The organism is Devosia sp., from assembly GCF_024707125.1.
Lineage (GTDB): Bacteria > Pseudomonadota > Alphaproteobacteria > Rhizobiales > Devosiaceae > Devosia.
In genome coordinates this window covers 649,337-669,563 of the sequence record NZ_JANQAH010000011.1, presented here as the reverse complement: position 1 = coordinate 669,563, position 20,227 = coordinate 649,337, and the positions used below count along the sequence as shown (strand labels likewise).

Annotated in this window: 22 protein-coding genes; 18 read left to right on the top strand and 4 right to left on the bottom strand. The window is 61.8% G+C overall.

Annotation, left to right across the window (positions count from 1 at the left end; all coding sequences use genetic code 11):
- Window positions 1–38: 38 nt before the first annotated feature.
- The 6 genes from NVV77_RS18020 (at window position 39) to NVV77_RS17995 (ending at window position 6,590) form a co-directional block, all read left to right on the top strand.
- Window positions 39–1,253, top strand: coding sequence for an ROK family transcriptional regulator (locus tag NVV77_RS18020; RefSeq protein WP_295415330.1), 1,215 nt, complete (start codon window positions 39–41; stop codon window positions 1,251–1,253).
- Window positions 1,250–2,503: a M20/M25/M40 family metallo-hydrolase gene (locus NVV77_RS18015; protein WP_295415329.1), complete on the top strand. Its 1,254-nt coding sequence runs from the start codon at window positions 1,250–1,252 to the stop codon at window positions 2,501–2,503. Before NVV77_RS18020 ends, NVV77_RS18015 begins: the two co-directional genes overlap by 4 nt.
- Before the next feature lie 23 nt (window positions 2,504–2,526).
- On the top strand, window positions 2,527–3,579 hold the full coding sequence (locus NVV77_RS18010) for a substrate-binding domain-containing protein (protein WP_295415328.1): 1,053 nt from the start codon (window positions 2,527–2,529) through the stop codon (window positions 3,577–3,579).
- Window positions 3,580–3,637: 58 nt separating this feature from the next.
- The gene (locus tag NVV77_RS18005; protein ID WP_295415327.1) at window positions 3,638–4,627 is read left to right on the top strand and encodes an ABC transporter permease; all 990 of its coding nucleotides are present in this window, start codon (window positions 3,638–3,640) and stop codon (window positions 4,625–4,627) included.
- An 11-nt stretch (window positions 4,628–4,638) separates the two neighbouring features.
- Window positions 4,639–5,838, top strand: coding sequence for an alanine racemase (locus NVV77_RS18000; RefSeq protein WP_295415326.1), 1,200 nt, complete (start codon window positions 4,639–4,641; stop codon window positions 5,836–5,838).
- Between the two features lie 101 nt (window positions 5,839–5,939).
- Window positions 5,940–6,590, top strand: a complete 651-nt coding sequence (locus NVV77_RS17995; protein ID WP_295415325.1) for an ATP-binding cassette domain-containing protein — start codon at window positions 5,940–5,942, stop codon at window positions 6,588–6,590.
- Here the strand turns inward: NVV77_RS17995 and NVV77_RS17990 are convergent.
- Window positions 6,577–6,852, bottom strand: a complete 276-nt coding sequence (locus NVV77_RS17990; RefSeq protein WP_295415324.1) for a hypothetical protein — start codon at window positions 6,850–6,852, stop codon at window positions 6,577–6,579. The two genes, NVV77_RS17995 and NVV77_RS17990, sit on opposite strands and share 14 nt — an antisense overlap.
- A gap of 80 nt (window positions 6,853–6,932) precedes the next feature.
- Between NVV77_RS17990 and NVV77_RS17985 the strand changes: the two genes are divergently transcribed.
- The 12 genes from NVV77_RS17985 (at window position 6,933) to NVV77_RS17930 (ending at window position 18,631) form a co-directional block, all read left to right on the top strand.
- Window positions 6,933–8,333 carry a sigma 54-interacting transcriptional regulator gene (locus NVV77_RS17985; RefSeq protein WP_295415323.1) on the top strand — a complete coding sequence of 467 codons (1,401 nt, stop codon included), beginning with the start codon at window positions 6,933–6,935 and terminating at the stop codon, window positions 8,331–8,333.
- 174 nt (window positions 8,334–8,507) lie between these two features.
- Window positions 8,508–9,290 (top strand): 3-hydroxybutyrate dehydrogenase, encoded by a 783-nt coding sequence (locus tag NVV77_RS17980; protein ID WP_295416204.1) that lies wholly within the window; start codon window positions 8,508–8,510, stop codon window positions 9,288–9,290.
- Window positions 9,287–10,045 (top strand): ABC transporter ATP-binding protein, encoded by a 759-nt coding sequence (locus NVV77_RS17975; protein ID WP_295415322.1) that lies wholly within the window; start codon window positions 9,287–9,289, stop codon window positions 10,043–10,045. Before NVV77_RS17980 ends, NVV77_RS17975 begins: the two co-directional genes overlap by 4 nt.
- Window positions 10,038–10,769 (top strand): ABC transporter ATP-binding protein, encoded by a 732-nt coding sequence (locus NVV77_RS17970; protein ID WP_295415321.1) that lies wholly within the window; start codon window positions 10,038–10,040, stop codon window positions 10,767–10,769. Before NVV77_RS17975 ends, NVV77_RS17970 begins: the two co-directional genes overlap by 8 nt.
- Before the next feature lie 80 nt (window positions 10,770–10,849).
- A complete protein-coding gene (locus NVV77_RS17965) occupies window positions 10,850–12,007 on the top strand; it encodes an ABC transporter substrate-binding protein (RefSeq protein WP_295416202.1) in 1,158 nt (385 codons plus the stop codon).
- A 64-nt stretch (window positions 12,008–12,071) separates the two neighbouring features.
- On the top strand, window positions 12,072–12,959 hold the full coding sequence (locus NVV77_RS17960) for a branched-chain amino acid ABC transporter permease (RefSeq protein ID WP_295415320.1): 888 nt from the start codon (window positions 12,072–12,074) through the stop codon (window positions 12,957–12,959).
- A gap of 44 nt (window positions 12,960–13,003) precedes the next feature.
- Complete coding sequence (locus NVV77_RS17955; protein ID WP_295416200.1) at window positions 13,004–13,939, top strand: branched-chain amino acid ABC transporter permease; 936 nt, start codon at window positions 13,004–13,006, stop codon at window positions 13,937–13,939.
- Window positions 13,940–13,948: 9 nt separating this feature from the next.
- Window positions 13,949–14,662, top strand: a complete 714-nt coding sequence (locus NVV77_RS17950; RefSeq protein WP_295415319.1) for a CoA transferase subunit A — start codon at window positions 13,949–13,951, stop codon at window positions 14,660–14,662.
- Window positions 14,662–15,318 (top strand): 3-oxoacid CoA-transferase subunit B, encoded by a 657-nt coding sequence (locus NVV77_RS17945; RefSeq protein WP_295415318.1) that lies wholly within the window; start codon window positions 14,662–14,664, stop codon window positions 15,316–15,318. The genes NVV77_RS17950 and NVV77_RS17945 overlap by 1 nt, the downstream gene beginning before the upstream one ends.
- Entirely contained in the window at window positions 15,315–16,487 is a 1,173-nt protein-coding gene (locus tag NVV77_RS17940; RefSeq protein ID WP_295415317.1) for an acetyl-CoA C-acetyltransferase, read from the top strand. The genes NVV77_RS17945 and NVV77_RS17940 overlap by 4 nt, the downstream gene beginning before the upstream one ends.
- Window positions 16,488–16,656: 169 nt before the next feature.
- On the top strand, window positions 16,657–17,409 hold the full coding sequence (locus tag NVV77_RS17935) for a hypothetical protein (RefSeq protein WP_295415316.1): 753 nt from the start codon (window positions 16,657–16,659) through the stop codon (window positions 17,407–17,409).
- Complete coding sequence (locus NVV77_RS17930) at window positions 17,306–18,631, top strand: hypothetical protein (RefSeq protein ID WP_295415315.1); 1,326 nt, start codon at window positions 17,306–17,308, stop codon at window positions 18,629–18,631. The genes NVV77_RS17935 and NVV77_RS17930 overlap by 104 nt, the downstream gene beginning before the upstream one ends.
- Before the next feature lie 37 nt (window positions 18,632–18,668).
- On the opposite strand, the gene NVV77_RS17925 is transcribed toward NVV77_RS17930, so the two are convergent.
- The 3 genes from NVV77_RS17925 to NVV77_RS17915 are packed head-to-tail and all read right to left on the bottom strand — an operon-like array spanning window position 18,669 to window position 20,079.
- Window positions 18,669–19,241 carry a dihydrofolate reductase family protein gene (locus NVV77_RS17925; protein WP_295415314.1) on the bottom strand — a complete coding sequence of 191 codons (573 nt, stop codon included), beginning with the start codon at window positions 19,239–19,241 and terminating at the stop codon, window positions 18,669–18,671.
- A complete protein-coding gene (locus NVV77_RS17920) occupies window positions 19,241–19,756 on the bottom strand; it encodes an SRPBCC domain-containing protein (protein ID WP_295415313.1) in 516 nt (171 codons plus the stop codon). Before NVV77_RS17920 ends, NVV77_RS17925 begins: the two co-directional genes overlap by 1 nt.
- Window positions 19,756–20,079 (bottom strand): helix-turn-helix transcriptional regulator, encoded by a 324-nt coding sequence (locus NVV77_RS17915; protein ID WP_295415312.1) that lies wholly within the window; start codon window positions 20,077–20,079, stop codon window positions 19,756–19,758. Before NVV77_RS17915 ends, NVV77_RS17920 begins: the two co-directional genes overlap by 1 nt.
- Window positions 20,080–20,227: the final 148 nt, after the last annotated feature.

Genomic DNA, 20,227 nt, shown 5'->3' with positions numbered 1-20,227 from the left:
TGATAGTTCGTCCACAGACCGAACTAATGGATTGCGCCTTGAGTAACCCACTCCACATTGCCCGCCAGTTCTCCTTGCGATCTGTCGTGGAAGCCATTGTGCAAAATGGCCCCATATCGCGAGCGTCCATAGCCAAGCAAACGGGCCTCTCCAAGCAGACCATTTCCGAAGTGATGCGGCAGCTTGAGGACGAGGGCTGGGTTCGCGAAACTGGCCGGACGAGTGGGCATGTGGGGCGCACCGCCGTCACTTATGAGGTCATCCCTTCGGCCGCCTATGTTGGTGCTGTCGATCTTGGCGGCACCAAGGTGCGCGTTGCGATCTGCGATCTTGCTTGCCGCGTCATCGCCGAAATGATGGAGCCGACGCACCATGAGGGCGGTGAGACCATCATTTCCCAGATTGGTCGTCTCATGAGGGCGGTCGCTGAACAGGGCGGCGTCCCGATGAACAAGCTGCGCATTGCAGTGGTGGGCGTGCCCGGCGCGCCGCAGGCCAAGACCGGCAGGGTGCTGTTGGCGCCTAACATTGCCGGGTTCGACAAGATGGACGTGGCCTCGGCGCTGGAAAAAGTGCTGGGCTGCGATGTCATGCTCGAGAATGACGTCAACCTGGCAGTGCTGGGCGAAAGCTGGCTCGGCGTGGGGCAGGGGCTCGATAACCTGGCCTATATCGCGCTGGGCACTGGCGTTGGTAGCGGGCTGATGGTCAATGGCCAATTGGTGCGCGGCGCGGGTAATGCGGCCGGCGAACTTGGCTTTTTGCCCTTCGGCGCCGATCCCTTCGAACCGGAATCCCTGCGTGCCGGCGCCTTCGAGAGGTTGACGGCGTCCTATGGCATCGTCGCTCGTTATCGTGCGCTCGCCGGCCTCGACTCCACCGTACCCGCGATCTTTGAGATGGCGAATGCGCGTGATGCGAATGCCGTCGAGGTACTCGATGAAACAGCGCGGCTTCTGGCGCGTGGCATCGGCGCCATCGCTGCCATCACCAACCCCGACAAGGTCATTCTCGGCGGCTCGATCGGTAGCCGCAAGGAACTGGTGGCGCGGGTGATCGGCGTCCTGCCTGCCTGCTTCCCCTATCCTGTCGTGGTCGAAGCCAGCGAACTGGGCGACCACGCAGCCCTGGTGGGAGCGACGGCCATTGGCCTCAGCCACCTGCACAATACGCTCTTTGGCGCTGATACACCGGAATCCCGCATTTCCCTGCCGCCGGCTAATGCCGTTTCCATGCGCGAGGCCCTCAAATGAGTGCCCTGGCCAATCAACTGCGCGCGGCGCTCGATCAGGACGACGCTATCGCGCTTCTGCGCGGCGCCATTGGCCGGGAGAGTGTCACCGGTAATGAAGCCAATTTCGTTTCCTATCTCGCCGACCAGATGCGGGCGCGCGGCATAGGCAATGTCGAAACATCAGACTTCCTCCCCGGTCGCCCCAATGTCTGGGGCACGAGAAAAGGGCGTGGCGCGGGCAAGCGCCTGCTCTTTATCGGCCACACTGACACCGTCCATGTCGAAGGCTGGCGCGAGCACTGGGCCGGCGATCAGCGGGAAGACCCTTTTGGCGCACCTCTTATCGATGGTGAAATCTGGGGCCGCGGTTCGGGCGATCTCAAGGCCGGCATTTGCACCAGCCTTGCCGCGCTGAGTCTGCTCGATCGGGCCGGAATAAAGCTCAAGGGCGATGTCGACTTCGCCTTTGTCGGCGACGAGGAAAGTGGCGAGTCGGGAACCGGCATTTCTGCCGGGGTCAAGGCCCATGCGGCGCGCATCGCTTCGGGCGAACTGCCAAGGCCCGATTTCGTCGTCTATACCGAGCCGACCAAGCTCGCGGTCTATGCCGCGCAGATCGGCTTTTTCATCGCCGACATCACCATCACGGGCAAATCGGCCTATTTTGGCGTGCCGGAACTCGGCCGCGATGCGCTCAAGGCCAGCCACGCCGTCATGTCCGCGCTCTGGGCCCACTCCGACGCCATTTCGGCGCGAGCGGAACATAGGCTAGTCGGTCGAGGTTTCCTGCTCATCACCACGCTCAATGGCGGCGGCTTCATCGCCGTGCCCGAGCGTTGCACGCTCTCGCTGATCCGCAAATTGCTGCCCGGTGAATGTCTCGATGCAGCGGCGGCCGAACTCGAAGCTGTCATTCGCGGCGCCATTGCCGATCCTGAAATTTCAGTCGACATCGCCTATCCCGCCGGCCGCGATCACGCGCTAGGCGGCACGGCGGCAGAGATCGATCCGAACCATCCTGCCCTCGCCATGCTGGGCGATGCGGTGGGCCAAGCCATGCCCGGCCGGGGCGGCGCCGAGGGGGCGCCATTCTGGTCGGAGACGCCGTTCTTCGTGAATGGCCTCAATATCCCGGCGGTCTATTGCGCGCCGGGCGACATCAGCAATTGCCACACTTTTGAAGAGCGCGTCAGCGTCGAGGAATATCTCGCTGGCGTCGTGGCCTTTGCCGATTTCATGACCCGCTTCTGCGGGGCGGAAGGGAACTAGGATTTTCATCAAGGGAGAATGAGATGAAGACCACAACTATGGCGGCTGCCCTGCTCGCCAGTACGCTTATCGCATCACCCGCCTTGGCCCAGACCATCGGGCCCAATGGCGAAACCGCAACGCCGAGCTCGGAAGTCGTCCTCACCGAGGCTGACATCGTCGCGCTCCAGGGCAAGGGCTATAAGGCGGCCCTCCTCTGGCATACCTCGTCCGATTTCATCAATGCCGTCGCCGCTGGCGCCAATGATGAATTCGCCCGCGCGGGTGTCGATGTCGTCGTCACCACCGATGCCGGTTTTGACGCCGCCAAGCAGCGCTCGGACATTGAAACCGCGCTGGCGGCCTCACCCAATGTCATCCTGTCGCTGCCGCTCGATCCGGTCACCTCGGCCGAAGCTTTTCGTGGCGCCATCGATGCGGGTGCGGAACTGGTTTTCCTGTCCAACCTGCCCGCCGGCTATGCCCATGGCACTGATTACGCCGCCATCGTCACCGACGATCTCTTCCAGATGGGCAAGCAGGCGGCCGACGTCCTCGCGGCATCCATTGGGGGCGAAGGCAAGGTCGGCTGGATTTTCCATGACGCCGACTACTATGTGACCAACCAGCGCGACAATGCCTTCAAGGCCACGATCGAAGCCGATTATCCTGGCATCGAAATCGTCGCCGAACAGGGCATTTCCGATCCGGCCCGCGCCGAAGAGCTGGCCAATGCCATGCTGCTGCAGAACCCCGATCTCGACGGCATCTATGTCACCTGGGCTGAACCGGCCGACGGCGTTCTTGCGGCTCTGCGCAGCGCCGGCAATACCACGACCAAGATTGTTACACTGGATCTCTCCGAGCCGGTCGCGCTCGATATGGTCAAGGGCGGCAATGTCGTCGGTCTCGTCGCCGACGAAGCCTATGAGCTGGGTCGCGCCATGGCTGCTGTCGGTCTCAAGGGTCTGCTCGGCGAAGAGGTGCCCGCCTTTGTCGTGGCCCCGGCTCTGACCGTCACTGCTGACAATGTCGCCGAGGGCTGGCAGCAGTCCCTGCATCGCGATGCGCCCGCCTCGGTGCTGAGCGCCAAGTAATATTTCGGCTCGGTCGGGCAGTTCGCTGCCCGGCCACCCCATGCAAGGAAACCTCGCCATGTCCGCGTCCAATCCGGCCGCCCCGGCAAGTCCTGTCCGATCCCTCCTCGCGCGGATCAATCTCCAGCAATATGTCGTCTATGTCGGGTTTCTCGCCATATTCCTGTTCTTTGCCGTAGTACTGCGCGATAGCGGGTTTCTGACGCAGCGCAACCTCGTCAATATCATCCTGCAGACCGCTCCCGCCACGATCATGGCTATCGGCCTCGTCTTCGTGCTTTCGGCCGGTGATATAGATCTGTCCTTCGGCTCGACCGTTGCCGTCTCCGCGCTCTGCGCCGCCATGGCCATGGCCGCCATGCCCGCCGCCGCTTTTCCGGTCGGTATTTTGGCTGGTCTTGGCGCGGGCCTCCTTGTCGGCGCCATCAATGGCGTGCTTATCGCCTGGCTGCGCCTGCCATCCTTCCTCGTGACCCTTGCCACAATGGGCCTCGTTGCCGGTATTGGGCGCTCGCTGACCCAATTGCGCTCCATTCCCGTCACCGACCCGCTTTTTACCGGCATCTTTGGTTCGGGTTCGCTCTTCGGCGTGCCATCCCTCGTCATCTGGACCGTGGTAGCCGTCATCATCGGCCATGTCGTCTATCGCCAGACCCGCTTCGGCGCTCATGTTCTTGCCACCGGCGACAATGCCCGCGCCGCGCAGGTCACCGGCATCAAGATGTCGCGTATTCGCCTCTCGGTCTTCATGATCAGCGGTGGCTTGGCGGGTCTTGCCGGCCTCCTCTATGCCGGTCGTCTCCAGGCCGCCAAATACACCCTTGGCGAGACCGACCTGATGACGGTCATCGCTGCCGTCATCGTCGGCGGCACGCTGCTCAATGGCGGCAAGGGGTCTGTCATCGGCGCGCTTGTGGGCTCGCTGCTCATGGGCATGCTCAACAATGGCCTCATCCTCATGGGGCTTTCGGTTTCCGATCAGATGATCGTTCGCGGTCTCATCATTCTCGTCGCAGTCGCCGTGTCGCTGCGCGAAAAGACTCGCTGAGGTAACAAGCAATGTTTCTCGACGTTCTCCGCCGCCGCAATCCGCGTTTCATCGAAGCGGCCATGGCGCTGCACCAGTCCGGTCAGATTCCGGCCAACTCCTATGTGCTCGACCTCGATACGGTCGAAGCCAATGCCCGCACCCTCAAGACAGAGGCGGACAGGAACGGACTCAAGATTTTCGCCATGACCAAGCAGGTCGGCCGCGCCTCCAGCTTCTGCCACGCCGTTCAGCGCGGCGGCATCGAAAAGTCCGTTGCCGTCGACATGGCCTGTGCCCGCGCCACCCATCGCGCCGGCATGAAGGTCGGTCATCTCGGACATCTCTCGCAAGTTGCCCGCGCCGAGGCCGATGCCGCAGCGCGCACGTTCAGGCCCGAATATTGGACAGTGTTCAACGCCGAAAAGGCCCATGAAACCAGCCGCGCCGCGCACAAGGCCGGCTATCGCCAGAACCTGCTCGCGCGCATCAAGGCCGATGGCGACACGTTCTATCGAGGGCACGAAGGTGGGTTCGACGCTGCCGATATCGCTGAAGTGGCCAATGGCCTTGACCGCATCGAGGGAGGCCGCTTTGCCGGCATCACCACGTTCCCAGCGCTGCTTTTCGATCACGAGAGCCGGAAGGTCAAACCGACACCGAACCTGACCACGCTCTCCCGCGCCGCCGAAGCCCTGCGCCGCGCCGGCCGGCACGATATCGAAATCAACGCTCCCGGCACCACCTCTTCGGTGCTTTTGAAGGGTCTAGCCGAGGCCGGCGCCACCCAGTGCGAACCGGGCAATGGCATTCATGGCACCACGGCCCTGCATGTGGTGGAGGACCTGCCTGAGCTGCCCGCCGTGCTGTATCTCACGGAGGTGTCCCATCTTTCCGGCGGAAAAGCCTATTGCTTCGGCGGCGGTTTCTACATCGATCCGATCTTCGCCGACTACCCAGTGAAAGCGCTGGTCTCGCCCGAGCCTACCACTGATGCCGCGGCGCTGCTCGAAGTCGAAATCCCGCCCCCGTCGGCCATCGACTACTATGCCATGATCGATGCAACGACCGCGCGCACGCCGCGTCCTGGCGACACGGCTGTCTTCGGCTTCCGTGGGCAGGCTTTCGTGACCCGCGCCTATGTGGTCGGTGTATCAGGTATTTCCTCGGGCAACCTCAAGGTTGAAAGCATTGAGAACGGGTTTGGCGAGCCCGAAAGCTGGCCGGTCTAGGGGGGAACGATGCTCGATACCGCAAGCGCTCCCGTGCTGGAGCTAAGCAATATCCGCAAGGCCTTTGGCGGCATTGTCGCCATCGAGGATTTTTCCTCGATGTGAGGGCGGGCGAAGTCGTGGCCCTTGTCGGCGACAATGGCGCCGGCAAGTCGACGCTGATCAAGATCATCTCGGGGGTCTATGCCCCGACTTCGGGCGCCATCCGCATCGATGGCCAGGAAGTCTCCATGCCCAACGCCACGAAAGCGCGGGAACATGGCATCGAGGTCGTCTATCAGGACCTCGCTTTGGTTGATCAACAGCCGGTCTATATGAACCTGTTCCTCGGCCGCGAATTGACCAAGGGGCCGTTCCGCCTGCTCGACAGACGGCAGATGATCGCCGAAACCGAACGCCTCGTGACCGAACTCGACGTGCGCATTCCCTCGGCCCATGCCACGATCAGCGATCTCTCCGGCGGCCAGCGCCAGGGCATTGCCATCGCCCGCGCCACCCATTGGGCGCGCAAACTGGTTCTGCTCGACGAGCCGACCGCCGCGCTGGGCGTCGCGGAAACCGCCAAGGTCGAAAAGACGGTAGCGGCGCTCAAATCGCGAAATATCGGCGTGCTGATTATCAGCCACAGCCTCGATCAGGTTTTCCGCCTCTCCGACCGCATCTGCGTGTTGCGCCGCGGCAAACAGATCGGTGTTCGCGAGACAGCCAAGACCGACAAGAACGAGATCGTATCGATGATTACTGGCGTTTGATCTGTGTTTTGGGCGCGTGGATCCGTGGCGCGAAATAGCGCACCACGGCCAGCAAATGACGGCTTCTGGTGCCGGTAAGGGGCCGGATCATTCGCTGTTGCGGGACGGTGTCCCGTTGCGGTGCGCCGCCGGAGGGCAGGCATAGGCGCTCGGTGTCTCCTGCTGCGAGTGGCAAATCGCGATGCATCTGCCTGAGTGCCAATCCCGCACGGAAATTGGGCGCATGCTCGACATTTTGTCCCGAACGGTAGAAAGCTGCCATGGGCGCGTCGTCAGGATGGACGATGCTCACAATGTAACCGAGCTGTTTTCGCGTTTCAGCTCGATGTCCGGTTGAACGCAATGCAGCACAAGCTTGCCCTGCCCAAATCCGTTGCCACGGTTCTTGATGCCTTCAATTCGCTGGGCGAGAGTTTCAAGGGGGCCATCACCGTCGACGCTGAGGCACGGATCAGCTGGATTGACGATCGCTATCGCGAGCTGCTGGGCCTTTCAGTGGAAGCCGAAATCGTCGGCCAGCCTGTCGAACAGGTCATCCCGCATTCGCTCTTGCGGCGCGTCGTCGAGACCGGCCGTCCGATTCTCATCGACATCATGGCCTTTGACGACAAGCAGTTCGTCGTTTGCCGTCTACCATTGCGCAACGAGGATGGCGAAATCCAGGGGGCTGTCGGTTTCGTCTTCTACGAGGAAATCGACTATCTGGCGCCGATCCTCGAAAAATTCGAGGCGATGCAGCGCCAGCTCAGTCGCGCACAGGCGGCCCTGACCCGCGAACGGCAAACCAAATACTCGTTGTCGAGTTTTGTTGGGACTTCCGAGACCGTGCGAGAGCTCAAGACCGTGGTGCGCCGCTATGCCCTGCGTGATGGCGCGGCCCTCATCCTGGGGGAAACCGGCACCGGCAAGGAGCTTTTGGCTCATGCCATCCACCAGCAGTCCGACCGCGCCGATGGTCCGTTTGTGGCGGTCAATGTGGCAGCCATTCCGGAGGCGCTGCTGGAGGCCGAGTTTTTTGGCGTCGCCCCCGGCGCTTTTACCGGCGCGGATCGCAAGCCCAGGAAAGGCAAGTTTGAGCTGGCCCATGGCGGCACGCTGTTTCTCGACGAAATCGGCGATATGCCCGCCGCGCTACAGGCCAAGCTCTTACGCGCATTGCAGGAAGGGGAGTTCGAACCGCTCGGCTCCAATACGGTCAAGAACGTTGACGTCCGTATTATCGCAGCGACATCCCAGCCGCTCGAACAGAAGCTGGAAGACAAGAGCTTTCGCGCCGACCTCTACTATCGCATCGCCGTGCTGGCCATTCACGTGCCGCCCTTGCGCGACAGGTTGGACGATATCGGGCTGATTGCCGAGGCTCTGCTCGACACCATTCCGCGTCCGCGCGATCAGCGCGGCTGGCTGCTGACCCCGGAGGCGATTGCCCAACTCACGCGATATCGCTGGCCCGGCAACGTGCGCGAACTGCGCAACGTGCTGGAACGGGCGGCAGCCATGGCCCCGTCCGAGGTGATCGACCTCGGCCTTGTCACCAAGGCCCTGCCGGCCAATGCTGCGCTCGTTGCGGCGCCCGCTCCGCCCATTGCGGGAAGTCTCTCGGATCGTCTGGCCGCCGCCGAGAAGGTAGCGCTGCTCGACGCGCTTGATGCCGAGCATGGTTCCAAGAGTGCCGCGGCGCAGCGGCTCGGTGTGTCGCGCTCCCAATTCTACGAAAAGCTCAAACGCCACAGCCTGGACTAGTTTGTCCGGATATTCGGACATTCGGCTTGCCAACTGTCCGCCTATCCGGACATAACTCTTGAAATCCGTTGGCTTGCTGCGGCAAAAGTCCCGGAAATCCGAGACTGGCACGCTTCATGCAACGCTGTTCCACACAATAAGGCCAAAAGGCCGACGTCAGGGTGGAGGCAAGGGATCGTGTCAGAGCGCGTAGCGCTGGTGACGGGATCGACGAGCGGTATTGGGCTCGCGATCGCGCACAAATTTGCACAGTTGAACTATTCCGTGGCGCTCAACAGCTTCGAGCCTGCTGATAGCGTTGCTGGCCTGGTAGCCGAGCTCAACGCGTTGGGCTCGGGCGAGGTCATCTACTTCCAGGCCGATCTTGCCGATGCTGCAGCCAGTCGGGCGCTAACCGAAGAGGTCATTGGCCATTTTGGGCGGCTCGACGTTCTGGTCAACAATGCCGGGGTGCAGAAAGTCGCGCCGATCGAAAAATTCGAGGACGGGGACTGGCATCGCATCGTCGCGGTCAGCCTCGATTCCGCGTTTCACTCCATCCGCACGGCCTTGCCGGGCATGGCGGACAGGGGCTGGGGGCGTATCATCAACATTGCTTCGGCCCATGGCCTGCGCGCTTCGCCCTTCAAGTCGGCCTACGTTGCGACCAAGCATGCGGTGGTTGGCCTCACCAAGACCGTCGCGCTGGAAGCCGCCGAGAAGGGCATCACGGTAAACGCCATCTGCCCCGGTTATGTCTGGACCCCGCTGGTCGCCCGGCAGGTCGCAGACCAGGCTCGGGTGCATGGGCTCTCGGAAGAGGAAGTCATCCGGCAGGTGATCCTGGCGCCACAGCCAACCAAGCAGTTCGTGCAACCTGAAGAGATTGCGGAAATGGCGGCCTATCTCTGCTCGGACTGGGCCCGCTCGATCACCGGCTCCACCATTTCCATCGACGGGGGTTGGACCGCCAAATGAGCGCACCTGACATCATTCTCTCGGCTCGCCAGCTCACCAAGCGCTTCTCCGGCTTCATTGCCGTCAATGGCGTCGATCTAGATGTCGAGCGCGGCTCCATCCATGCGCTGATTGGGCCCAATGGCGCGGGCAAGACCACTTGCTTCAACCTGCTCACCAAATTTCTGCAACCCAGCTCGGGCACTATCAGCTTTAATGGCCGCGACATTACGGGACTAGCGTCCGCCGATATCGCGCGGCTGGGCGTCGTGCGTTCGTTTCAGATCTCGGCTGTCTTTCCGCGTATGAGCGTCTTGGAAAATGTTCGTATCGCGCTGCAGCGACGTCGCGGCGACAGCTTCGATTTTTGGCGCAATCAGAAGGTTCTCCATTCCTATGACGAAGAGGCGCGGGCGCGCGTTGACGAGGTTGGGTTGACCGAGTTCATCGGGGAGACGGCGGGCGAGCTGAGCTATGGCCGCAAGCGCGCCCTCGAGATCGCCACCACCTTGGCGCTCGAGCCAGAAATGCTGCTGCTCGACGAGCCCATGGCCGGCATGGCGCAAGAGGATGTCAGCCGCATCTCGGCGCTGATCCGCCGTATCTCCGCCAAACGCACCATCCTCATGGTGGAGCACAACCTCTCTGTCGTAGCCGATCTTTCGGACAAGATCACCGTGTTGGCTCGGGGCGAAGTGCTGGCCGAGGGACCCTATGAAACCGTCTCCAAGGACCCGCGCGTCGTTGAGGCCTATATCGGAGCCGGTCATGGCTGACGCCGCCCGCAAACTTGAATCCGCAACCAGTGCCCTCGCCGTGCGCGACCTTCAGGCCTGGTATGACGAAAGCCATGTCCTGCATGGCGTCAACTTCGATGTCGCGCCGGGCGAAGTGGTGACGCTGCTCGGTCGCAATGGGGCGGGCAAGACCACGACGCTGCGCGCCATCATGGGCCTTATCGCCAAACGAACCGGCTCCGTGCACTTCGAGGGCCGCGAGCTGATTGGGTTGCCCGCGCGCGAAATCGCCAAGGCAGGCATCGCCTTCTGCCCGGAGGAGCGCGGCATCTTCGCTTCGCTCTCGGTGGACGAGAACCTCATGCTGCCCCCGGTCATCCGGCCGGGCGGGCTCAGTCGCGACGATGTGCTGACCATGTTTCCCAATCTGCGCGAGCGGCTCTCCAGCCAGGGCACAAAGCTCTCCGGCGGCGAGCAGCAAATGCTGGCGATCGCCCGCATCCTGCGCACCGGCTCTAAATTCCTGCTGCTTGACGAGCCCACCGAAGGCCTCGCCCCGGTGATCGTGCAGCAGATCGGCCGCACACTGGCCACCCTCAAGAACCAGGGTTTTACCATCGTCCTGGTGGAACAGAACTTTCATTTCGCCGCCTCGGTCGCTGACCGCCACTACGTGGTGGAACAGGGCCGGGTCATCGACATGATCCCCAATACTGAGATCCAGAACAATCTGGGCAAGCTTCACGCCTATCTGGGCGTGTGAGGAAACCGGTCCGGGAGAGGGCCACCAAGGAGGAGAACAAAATGAACATCAAGTCTGCAACTCTGGGATCGCTTGCCGCCATGCTGATGGCCAGTTCGGCCATAGCAGTCGACATCAAGCTCGGTGTGCTCAACGACCGCTCGGGCATCTATGCGGATCTTTCGGGCGAAGGCTCGGTGGTCGCTGCGCGCATGGCTATCGAGGATTTCGAGGCGGCCACCAAGGGTATCAATGTCGAGGTGATCTCCGCCGATCACCAGAACAAACCCGACGTTGCCTCCACCATTGCCCGCCAGTGGTATGACGAAGAGGGCGTTGACCTGATCGTGGACGTGCCCACCTCATCGGCCGCGCTGGCGGTCAATGAAATCACCCGTGAAAAGGGCAAGATCTTCCTCAATTCCGGCGCAGCATCCACTGACCTGACCGGCGCTCAGTGTGCGCCGGGTACCGGCCACTGGACCTATGACACCTATGCTCTCGCCAACGGCACGGGCAAGGCCATGGTCGAAAGCGGCAACAAGAACTGGTATTTCCTGACGGCAGACTATGCCTTCGGCCATTCGCTTGAAGAAAACACCACCAAGGTGGTCGAGGCCGCCGGGGGCACTGTCATGGGATCGGTCCGCCACCCCTTCCCGGGAACCGATTTTTCTTCCTTCCTGCTGCAGGCTCAGGCCTCTGGTGCGGACGTGATCGGCCTCGCCAATGCGGGCGGCGATACCGTCAACTCGATCAAGCAGGCGGCCGAATTCGGCATTACGCAGGCCGGACAGGCCCTTGCTGGCCTGCTGATCTTCATCACGGACGTGCATGCTCTAGGTCTTGAAACTGCGCAGGGTCTGGTGCTGACCGAGGCCTTCTACTGGGATCTCAATGACGATACCCGCGCCTGGTCGGAGCGGTTCTCGACGGAAATGGGCGGTTCCAAGCCGACCATGGTGCATGCCGGCGTCTATTCGGCCGTCACCCACTACCTCAAGGGCGTAGAAGCAGCCGGCAGCAAGGAAACCGAAGTCGTCATGGATTGGATGAAGTCCAACCCATCCCAGGACCCGGTGTTTGGCGCCGGCGAGCTGCGGGCTGACGGCCGGCACATCCACGACATGTACCTGTTCCAGGTCAAGTCGCCGGCCGAATCCACCGGTGCGTGGGACTACTACAAGCTCCTTGCCACCATCCCCGCCGCAACCGCCTTCCGCCCGCTCGAAGACGGTGGCTGCGCTCTCGTCGAGTAATCTTCCCCGGCGCTCCGGCTTTTTGCCGGGGCGCCTTCCTATTCGGTAGGCAAGAGACCAGAAAATGTTCGAGCTACTGGGAATTCCTCCACAGGCCCTGTTTGGCCAGCTGCTCCTGGGGCTGATCAACGGCTCCTTCTATGCCCTGCTCAGCCTGGGGCTGGCCGTGATCTTCGGGCTGCTCAACATCATCAATTTCAGCCATGGGGCCCAATACATGATGGGCGCCTTCGTGGCGTGGATGGGGCTGACCTATCTTGGCATTCCCTATTGGGGCGCCTTGGTCATCGTGCCGCTGGCGGTTGGCGCAACAGGTGTTCTGATCGAGCGCCTGATGATCAGCCGGCTCTACCACCTGGACCATCTCTACGGTCTCTTCCTGACTTTCGGCCTGGCATTGATCATCCAGGGCCTGTTCCGCAACAGCTTCGGCGTTTCGGGTCTGCCCTATTCAATTCCTCCGCAGCTGAGTGGTGGGCAGAATCTGGGCTTCATGTTCCTGCCCAACTATCGCGCCTGGGTGGTGCTTGCCTCGCTGATCGTCTGCTTCGGTACCTGGTTTGCCATCGAGCGGACGCGTCTGGGTGCCTATCTGCGTGCCGCGACCGAAAACCCGACCCTGGTGGGCGCCTTCGGCATCAACGTGCCGCGCATGATCACCCTGACTTACGGTTTCGGTGTCGCGCTGGCCGCCTTTGCCGGTGTGCTTGCCGCCCCGATCTATTCGGTCAATCCCAACATGGGCGCTGATCTCATCATCGTGGTCTTTGCGGTGGTGGTGATCGGCGGCATGGGGTCCATCCTCGGCGCCATTCTCACAGGTTTTGGCCTTGGTATCGTCGAGGGCCTGACCAAGGTCTTCTATCCCGAGGCATCGTCTGTCGCGATCTTCGTCATCATGGCCATCGTCCTGTTGTTCAAGCCGGCCGGCCTCTTCGGAAGGACAGCATAATGAGCGTCTCCACCGAAACTGCCTATTCGAGCGCTGCTGACGCCATGCCCGTCGGTACCCCGCGCCACCACATCATCATCTTCACCGGCCTTCTCGTCCTGCTGCTGATCGCGCCCTTCGTGCTCTATCCGGTCTTCATCATGAAGATCCTGTGTTTTGCGCTCTTTGCCTCGGCATTGAACCTGTTGCTCGGTTTTGGCGGTCTCCTCTCCTTCGGCCACGCGGCCTTCTTCGGCTCGGCCAGCTATGTCGCTGCCCATGCCGCCAAGGTTTGGGGTCTGACGCCGGAAGTGGCGATCCTGCTCGGTACTCTGGCTGCCGCCTTTTTGGGGCTGATCATCGGGGCATTGGCTATCCGGCGCCAAGGCATTTACTTCGCCATGGTGACGCTGGCCTTTGCCCAGATGGTGTTCTTCCTTGCCCTGCAGGCACCCTTCACCGGTGGTGAGGACGGCATCCAGGCCGTGCCACGTGGCAATCTCTTCGGCCTTTTGTCCCTCGCAGACGACCGCACCCTCTATTTCGTCGTCCTGCTCATCGTGTTTGGCGGCCTGCTGGCGATCTACCGCATCATTCACTCACCCTTCGGGCAGGTGCTGAAAGCCATCCGCGACAACGAGGCCCGCTCGATCTCGCTGGGCTACAAAGTCAACCGCTATAAGCTCGCCGTGTTCGTCATGTCGGCTGCCCTGGCTGGCATGGCCGGCGCTACCAAGGCACTGGTCTTCCAGCTGGCCTCGTTGACTGATGTCTACTGGTCCATGTCGGGCGAGGTGGTGCTCATGACCCTGCTCGGTGGCATGGGCACCATTTTCGGACCACTGGTGGGCGCAGCCGTCATCGTCACCATGCAGAACTATTTCGCCAGTTTCGGCGCTTGGGTCACCATCCTGCAGGGGGCCATTTTCGTGGTGAGCGTCTTGCTGTTCCGCGAAGGCATTGTCGGCGTGCTGGCGCGCTGGCTCAAGAAACCGCTTTAGGAGAGCGCGATGCGCAAGGTCAAATCTAGCGTCGCCGAGGCGCTGGCCGGTGTTCTGGCCGACGGCATGACCATCATGTCCGGTGGCTTCGGCCTCTGTGGCATTCCCGAAGCGCTGATTGAAGGCATCGAGGCCTCGGGCGCCAAAGGCCTGACCGTGATTTCCAACAATGCCGGGGTCGACGGGATCGGCCTCGGGCGGCTGCTGGCAACCAGGCAGATCCGGAAAATGGTCTCGTCCTATGTCGGGGAGAACAAGCTTTTTGCCGAGCAATACCTCTCGGGGGAGCTGGAACTCGAGTTCAACCCGCAGGGTACACTTGCCGAACGTATTCGCGCAGGAGGGGCAGGGATCCCGGCCTTTTTCACCAGGACCGGCGTTGGGACGCTGATTGCCGAGGGCAAGGAAGTGCGTCGCTTTGGCGAAGACGACTACGTGATGGAAACCGGGCTTGTGGCCGACGTATCGGTCGTCCACGCCTGGCAGGGCGATCACGAAGGAAATCTGGTCTACCGGATGACCGCCCGAAACTTCAATCCGATCATGGCGACGGCCGGCAAAGTGACGATCGCGGAAGTGGAAGAACTGGTCGAAACCGGCACTTTCGATCCCGATCATATCCACACGCCCGGCATTTTCGTTGACCGCCTCGTGCTGGTGCCCGAACCCCGGAAACATATCGAGCAGCGCACCGTGCGCCAGCGTCACGAGGAGGTCGCATAATGGCCTGGACCCGCGATCAGATGGCGGCCCGCGCCGCCCGTGAATTTGAGGACGGTTTCTACGTCAACCTGGGCATCGGGATTCCGACGCTGGTGGCAAACTACATTCCCGACGGGATGGATGTCCGCCTGCAAAGCGAGAATGGCATGCTGGGCATGGGGCCGTTTCCCTTTGAGGGCGAGGAGGATGCGGACCTCATCAATGCCGGCAAGCAGACGATTACCGCTCTTCCCGAGAGCAGCTTTTTTTCGAGCGCCGACAGTTTCGGCATGATCCGCGGCGGTCACATCGACCTGTCCATCCTGGGCGCGATGCAGGTGTCCGAGGCGGGAGATATCGCCAACTGGATGATCCCCGGCAAGATGGTCAAAGGCATGGGCGGTGCCATGGACTTGGTGGCCGGGGTCAAGCGCGTCGTCGTCGTCATGGAACACGAAGCCAAGGGTCAGGCCAAGCTGCTTAGGGAGTGCACATTGCCCCTCACGGGCAAGCGCGTCGCCGACCTTGTCATTACCGATCTCGGCGTATTTTCTATTGCCCGTCGTGGCGACACGGACATGCGGCTAATTGAGCTGGCTGACGGAGTCACCGTCGATGAAATCTTTGCTAAGACCGAAGCTCGGTTCAGTGTGGCCGTCGGGGAGAAGGCCGCATGAGCAATGTCGTCATCGTCAGTGCTGCACGAACCCCGGTCGGTAGCTTCCTGGGTCCCTTGAGCACGGTTCCAGCGCATGAACTCGGCGCAACAGCTATCAGCGCAGCCCTCGGTAGGGCAGGCATAGCGCCGGAAGAAGTGGACGAAGTCATTCTAGGGCAAGTCCTGACAGCCGGGGCCGGACAGAATCCGGCCCGCCGCGCCGCTGTGGCGGCCAGCATCCCCATGTCCGCCACAGCCTTTGGCATCAACCAGGTTTGCGGCTCTGGACTGCGCGCAGTGGCGCTGGCCATGCAGCAGATACTGTGTGGCGATGCCGACGTCGTTGTGGCGGGAGGACAGGAATCGATGTCTCTGTCGCCTCATTGCCAGTCCCTGCGCACCGGCGCCAAGATGGGTAGCGTGAGTCTTGTCGACACCATGGTCATCGACGGGCTGACGGACGCTTTCGGCGGCTATCACATGGGGATCACAGCGGAAAACGTGGCCCGTGAGTTTGGCATTTCTCGCGAACAACAGGATGCCTTCGCGCTGTCCAGCCAGCGCAAGGCTGCGGCGGCGCAGATTGCAGGATATTTTAGGGACGAAATCGTCCCGGTCAGTATCGAGACGCGCAAGGGGAACACGGTCGTCGACAAAGACGATCACCTGCGTCCCGACACCAACGCCGAAGCACTGGCCAAACTCCGTCCGGCCTTTGACAAAAGCGGCAGCGTAACCGCCGGCAATGCCTCCGGCCTCAACGATGGCGCGGCAGCGGTTGTGCTGATGCATGAGGAAGAGGCCGCCCGGCGTGGCCTTATCCCGTTGGCCCGAATTGCCAGTTGGGCAACAGCCGGGGTCGATCCATCGATCATGGGCACAGGCCCCATCCCGGCCTCTCGAAAAGCGCTGGCGAAAGCCGGCTGGACGACAAACGATCTCGATCGGGTGGAAGCCAACGAGGCTTTTGCCGCCCAGGCCTGCGCCGTCAATGACGGCATGGGCTGGAACCCTGATATCGTCAATGTCAGCGGCGGCGCGATCGCACTGGGTCACCCGATCGGCGCGTCGGGTGCGCGTATCCTGGTTACGCTGCTCCACGACCTTCAGCGCAATAACCTCAAGCGAGGCCTGGCTACGCTCTGCATCGGCGGTGGCATGGGCATAGCCCTTTGCGTCGAGCGATAGGTAAAGCCCTGAACTGTATCCCGTTGACACCCCATGCGATTACTTATGGATGCTTGTGCCAAGCGGCGATTCAATTCTCGGCATCTTCCGCCTACACGCGCATTTCAACTAGTGATATGCTCGGATCTGGTTGATGATATGCTCGAGTACGGGCGTGGCAGCTATGCGAATGCGTGGTGTGGTCGGTTTCATCTGTCTGCTCGTTGGCGGCGTCGCGGGGCCGGCGCTAGGCCAGTCGCAATTTGCCGGACAATGGACTGGCACATATCACTGCGACAGCCAGCCCGAGGCGACAATGTCGCTGCAGATCGAGCCTTCCGATAGCCCCTTGCACAACGGCGTCTTTAGCTTCGATGTTGCTGGAGCCAAGGGCAGCTATGCTGTCATGGGCCGAATGCAGGACAATGGGCAGTTCACCATCATTGCCGGGGACTGGATCGACAAACCGGCCGGCTTCAGCGCGCTTGGTCTGAGCGGTCGGATCGGTGCTGACGGGCAATCAATGAATGGGTTGCTAAGTGGTTGCTCAGGTGGTTTTGCGGCTACTCGCCCACCATCGGTGGAGGAGCTTGTGGCGACCGCGCAGCCGATGCGCCTTCCCGAAGGGGACGCTACACCTCCGGAAGCGTTTGGCGGGGCCATCGGCGGCACCTTGGCTACAGCCGTCTCGGCGGAGGCTCAATGTCGTGCCCTGGGGAACTGGTATGCGCCTTCCATCGGGCCCGGCGGTTTCGATGGCATGGCGTCGGACCAGATCCTCGAAGCCATCGCCCCACTTTTTCTCGATGCGGCCTTCGAACCGGTCTTCGGTGTCCCCTATGCGCTTCTTGACCAGCAAGAGGGGGGGCGCCATCGGATATTTTGTTGCTCAAGTCTGCTACGGGCCCCTTGGAATGGAGCCTTACCGAAATGTTTTCAGTGACGTGTTCCGCTCGCCGATCTTTGCGGAACGCATCGCCGCACTAAACGAGCGGGCAGCAGAGGCCGAGCAATGGTCCATCACGACGCGTGAAGAACTGGCAGCGATCCGCGCTGCCGGACCCGAGGCGCTCGGGCGGTTGAGTGCGATCGAAGCCGACATTGCGCTGTCACGCTTGCCGGTCGAAGTCACCGAGGTGCTGAGCACCGAAGTAGCCACCTTGCGGGCAGAACTCGAAGTAGCGGCTCGCGACAGTGCTGCGGCGCAATTGCTTGCGGACCTCGAAACAGTGGGCGACGATTTCGACCAGGGGCATCTGGGCACGGCGCTCCGCGTAGCAGATGAGGCTCAGGTATCGGATATGAGCGCCGATCAGGTCGCACGGGTTGTCCAGGCAGCGCAGCGCAAGGCCGAAGCTATTTTGCAACCGCCGCTGGCCGAGGCGGCGGCAATGGCATCAGACCTTCCGGCAGACCTGGGGGGCCTGAGGCGAGCCCATGCGGCGCTGAACCGGTTCGAACAATATCGGGAAAGCATGGAGCGCACCTTTGGCTCGATCGATCCCGGCGGCATCCTCATGCCGCTTTATGACCGGCTGACCGAACTGGAAGCAGACCCTGTGGTGCTAGCGGAGCTGAAAGCGGCACTTGCGACAGCGGTGCAAGGTGAGCGCCCGCACGAGGCGGTAGAGATTTTGGCTTCGCAAGTATCCGGCCGCGATGGCATGAGCCCAGACATTGCTGCGCTTGTTGGTGATGCCCTTGACCAAGCCGAAATTGCTGCCATTGTAATCGAGGACCGATCGACCGGTTCCGACGCTTCCGAACCAACTGCGCACGATATCGCGGCCTTCGCGCTGCAGAGGGTGCGGGAGGCTTCGGCACGGATGGCGGAGATGGACCGCGCCTGCACATCGGGGGAGATCAGCGACCCTGTGGCGGCGCTGGCTTGCCTGACCAACCCCGCCGTCTGGACTGGCGAGACTGGATCGGGCGTATCACTGCTTGGCGTTACCAAACTCGGCTGCGTGCCGGAGGCTGGCGCAACCCAGTTTCTCTGCACATTCGTGCAGGAAATCCGTATCGACATCGCGGGTGCGGAAATGTTTGGGGCGGACCGCTGGGGCGACCTCACGCAGAACTTGACGAGTGGCGAAGCCGTCGACGCTCTTTTCATCCGAGCATCGGATGGCGGTTGGAGTGTGGTCACTGGAGACTTGCGCTAGCCAAGCGTCCTCCGGGGCCGTCCGCTTTCCGCACGCCCTACCGTCTCGGTTCGTAGCGTAGCACCACGGCGCCTGAGCTGAGCTCCTTCCGGTTGATAAGCTTCAATTCGACGTACCTGGAGAGCCCCGCGAACAAGGTGGGCCCATGACCGGCGAGTATAGGTTGCATTACGAATTCGTACTCGTCGATCAGGTCTAGCTCCGCCAACGCCAGGGGCAGTTTTACGCCGCCCGTGAAGAGTGGACCGCCCGGCTGCTGCTTGAGCTTGGTCACCGCTTCGCCCAGATCTCCGTTTACGAGTTCAGAGTTCCAGTCGACCCGGTCAAGCGTGCTCGAAACGACGTATTTCTTCATCGCATCGATTGTCCGCGCAAAGGGCTCGGTCCAGTCGGGCGGCGTTGATGTCCGCGTATCCAGTCGCCATGCTCCTTCCATCATCTGGTAGGTAACGCGACCAAACAGCAGGGCATCGGCCCGGCCGAGGCTTTCGGTGGCGTGGCGATGTGTTGCGCGCAGCATCTCCTGCTGCAGCGCCTCGTCAGCCGGAATGGCGTTGTGATGGACGCAGCCATCGAGCGTCACGTTGATGGAGTAGAGAAGAGGTCGCATTACGTTCGCTGCTCCTTTGTCGCCCGTGCCGCCACGGCCAGGTCAAATCGTTGCACTTGGCTTGTCAGTCCAATGATGGCGCCGCGTGTCATCTCCGGGTCGGGGTGGCGATCGGCCGTCAAGACCATCCGAACGCGCCCGCCCTCGGCGTGAAGCTCGACCATCATATCGTAGGGGTAGGGTTCGACGCCGGGGACGAAGTCCATATCGAAGCGAATGCGTAGCCGCCGGTGGTGAACCATCTCCACGAATTGGCCGCTCACGCGCGCGGTCAGCGACATGTCGAGGTTCTCCAGGTAAGCGACTTGCTCGGCGCCCACCGCGGTCAACACGTGATCGAAGGCACCGCCCACCCGCGGCTCAAGGGCCAACACTTCAAAATGCATACCCTCCGGCGCGTACCAGGCCTCGAGCCCTTCTTTCGTGGTCCAGAGTGCCCAGACATCCTCGATCGATGCGTCGTAAACCCGCTCGAATCTGAGGGTGCTCTCACCCAATTCGCTGGTCTGCGGCATTACTTCCTCTCCTCGGATTTCCGCGCTAGCGCCGCGTCGAAGCGATCGAGCCGGCCCTCCCAAAGCTTGCGGTAGCTCGCAACCCAATCGTCGATCGCCTGGAACGGTTCAGGCCGGAGGGAATAGAGCCGCCGCGCCCCTTCGGGCCGCATCACGACGAAGCCAGCTTCGCCCAGGATCCGCAGGTGCCGCGATACGCCGGACTGATCGATGTCCACGGCACGAACCAAGTCACCCACGGCCTGCTCGCCACCGACCAGAGCCTCAACGATGCGAAACCGCGTCGGGTCCGCCAACATATTGAATACGTTTTGTTGCATCATGATGCATATGTATATGTATGCATATTTAGAGTCAAGGGCCGTGGCCAAGACGGGTTGCGGCAAGTGTGTATCGTGTCCCGTGAGCCTTCCTGTCGGGAGGCTGACTATGTTGCTGAGAGCGATGGCCTGCCATGAGGCGTCAATCCGC

Coding starts and splice junctions, on each gene's coding strand:
- NVV77_RS17920 (WP_295415313.1), bottom strand. CDS start 19,756: ATGCCGCAGACCAGCGAATTGGGTGAGAGCACCCTCAGATTCGAGCGG.
- NVV77_RS17955 (WP_295416200.1), top strand. CDS start 13,004: ATGCCCGTCGGTACCCCGCGCCACCACATCATCATCTTCACCGGCCTT.
- NVV77_RS17970 (WP_295415321.1), top strand. CDS start 10,038: ATGGCTGACGCCGCCCGCAAACTTGAATCCGCAACCAGTGCCCTCGCC.
- NVV77_RS17960 (WP_295415320.1), top strand. CDS start 12,072: ATGTTCGAGCTACTGGGAATTCCTCCACAGGCCCTGTTTGGCCAGCTG.
- NVV77_RS17975 (WP_295415322.1), top strand. CDS start 9,287: ATGAGCGCACCTGACATCATTCTCTCGGCTCGCCAGCTCACCAAGCGC.
- NVV77_RS18015 (WP_295415329.1), top strand. CDS start 1,250: ATGAGTGCCCTGGCCAATCAACTGCGCGCGGCGCTCGATCAGGACGAC.
- NVV77_RS17950 (WP_295415319.1), top strand. CDS start 13,949: ATGCGCAAGGTCAAATCTAGCGTCGCCGAGGCGCTGGCCGGTGTTCTG.
- NVV77_RS17990 (WP_295415324.1), bottom strand. CDS start 6,852: ATGGCAGCTTTCTACCGTTCGGGACAAAATGTCGAGCATGCGCCCAAT.
- NVV77_RS17985 (WP_295415323.1), top strand. CDS start 6,933: ATGCAGCACAAGCTTGCCCTGCCCAAATCCGTTGCCACGGTTCTTGAT.
- NVV77_RS18005 (WP_295415327.1), top strand. CDS start 3,638: ATGTCCGCGTCCAATCCGGCCGCCCCGGCAAGTCCTGTCCGATCCCTC.
- NVV77_RS17930 (WP_295415315.1), top strand. CDS start 17,306: ATGCGCTTCTTGACCAGCAAGAGGGGGGGCGCCATCGGATATTTTGTT.
- NVV77_RS18000 (WP_295415326.1), top strand. CDS start 4,639: ATGTTTCTCGACGTTCTCCGCCGCCGCAATCCGCGTTTCATCGAAGCG.
- NVV77_RS17915 (WP_295415312.1), bottom strand. CDS start 20,079: ATGATGCAACAAAACGTATTCAATATGTTGGCGGACCCGACGCGGTTT.
- NVV77_RS17935 (WP_295415316.1), top strand. CDS start 16,657: ATGCGTGGTGTGGTCGGTTTCATCTGTCTGCTCGTTGGCGGCGTCGCG.
- NVV77_RS17925 (WP_295415314.1), bottom strand. CDS start 19,241: ATGCGACCTCTTCTCTACTCCATCAACGTGACGCTCGATGGCTGCGTC.
- NVV77_RS17945 (WP_295415318.1), top strand. CDS start 14,662: ATGGCCTGGACCCGCGATCAGATGGCGGCCCGCGCCGCCCGTGAATTT.
- NVV77_RS17940 (WP_295415317.1), top strand. CDS start 15,315: ATGAGCAATGTCGTCATCGTCAGTGCTGCACGAACCCCGGTCGGTAGC.
- NVV77_RS18010 (WP_295415328.1), top strand. CDS start 2,527: ATGAAGACCACAACTATGGCGGCTGCCCTGCTCGCCAGTACGCTTATC.
- NVV77_RS17965 (WP_295416202.1), top strand. CDS start 10,850: ATGCTGATGGCCAGTTCGGCCATAGCAGTCGACATCAAGCTCGGTGTG.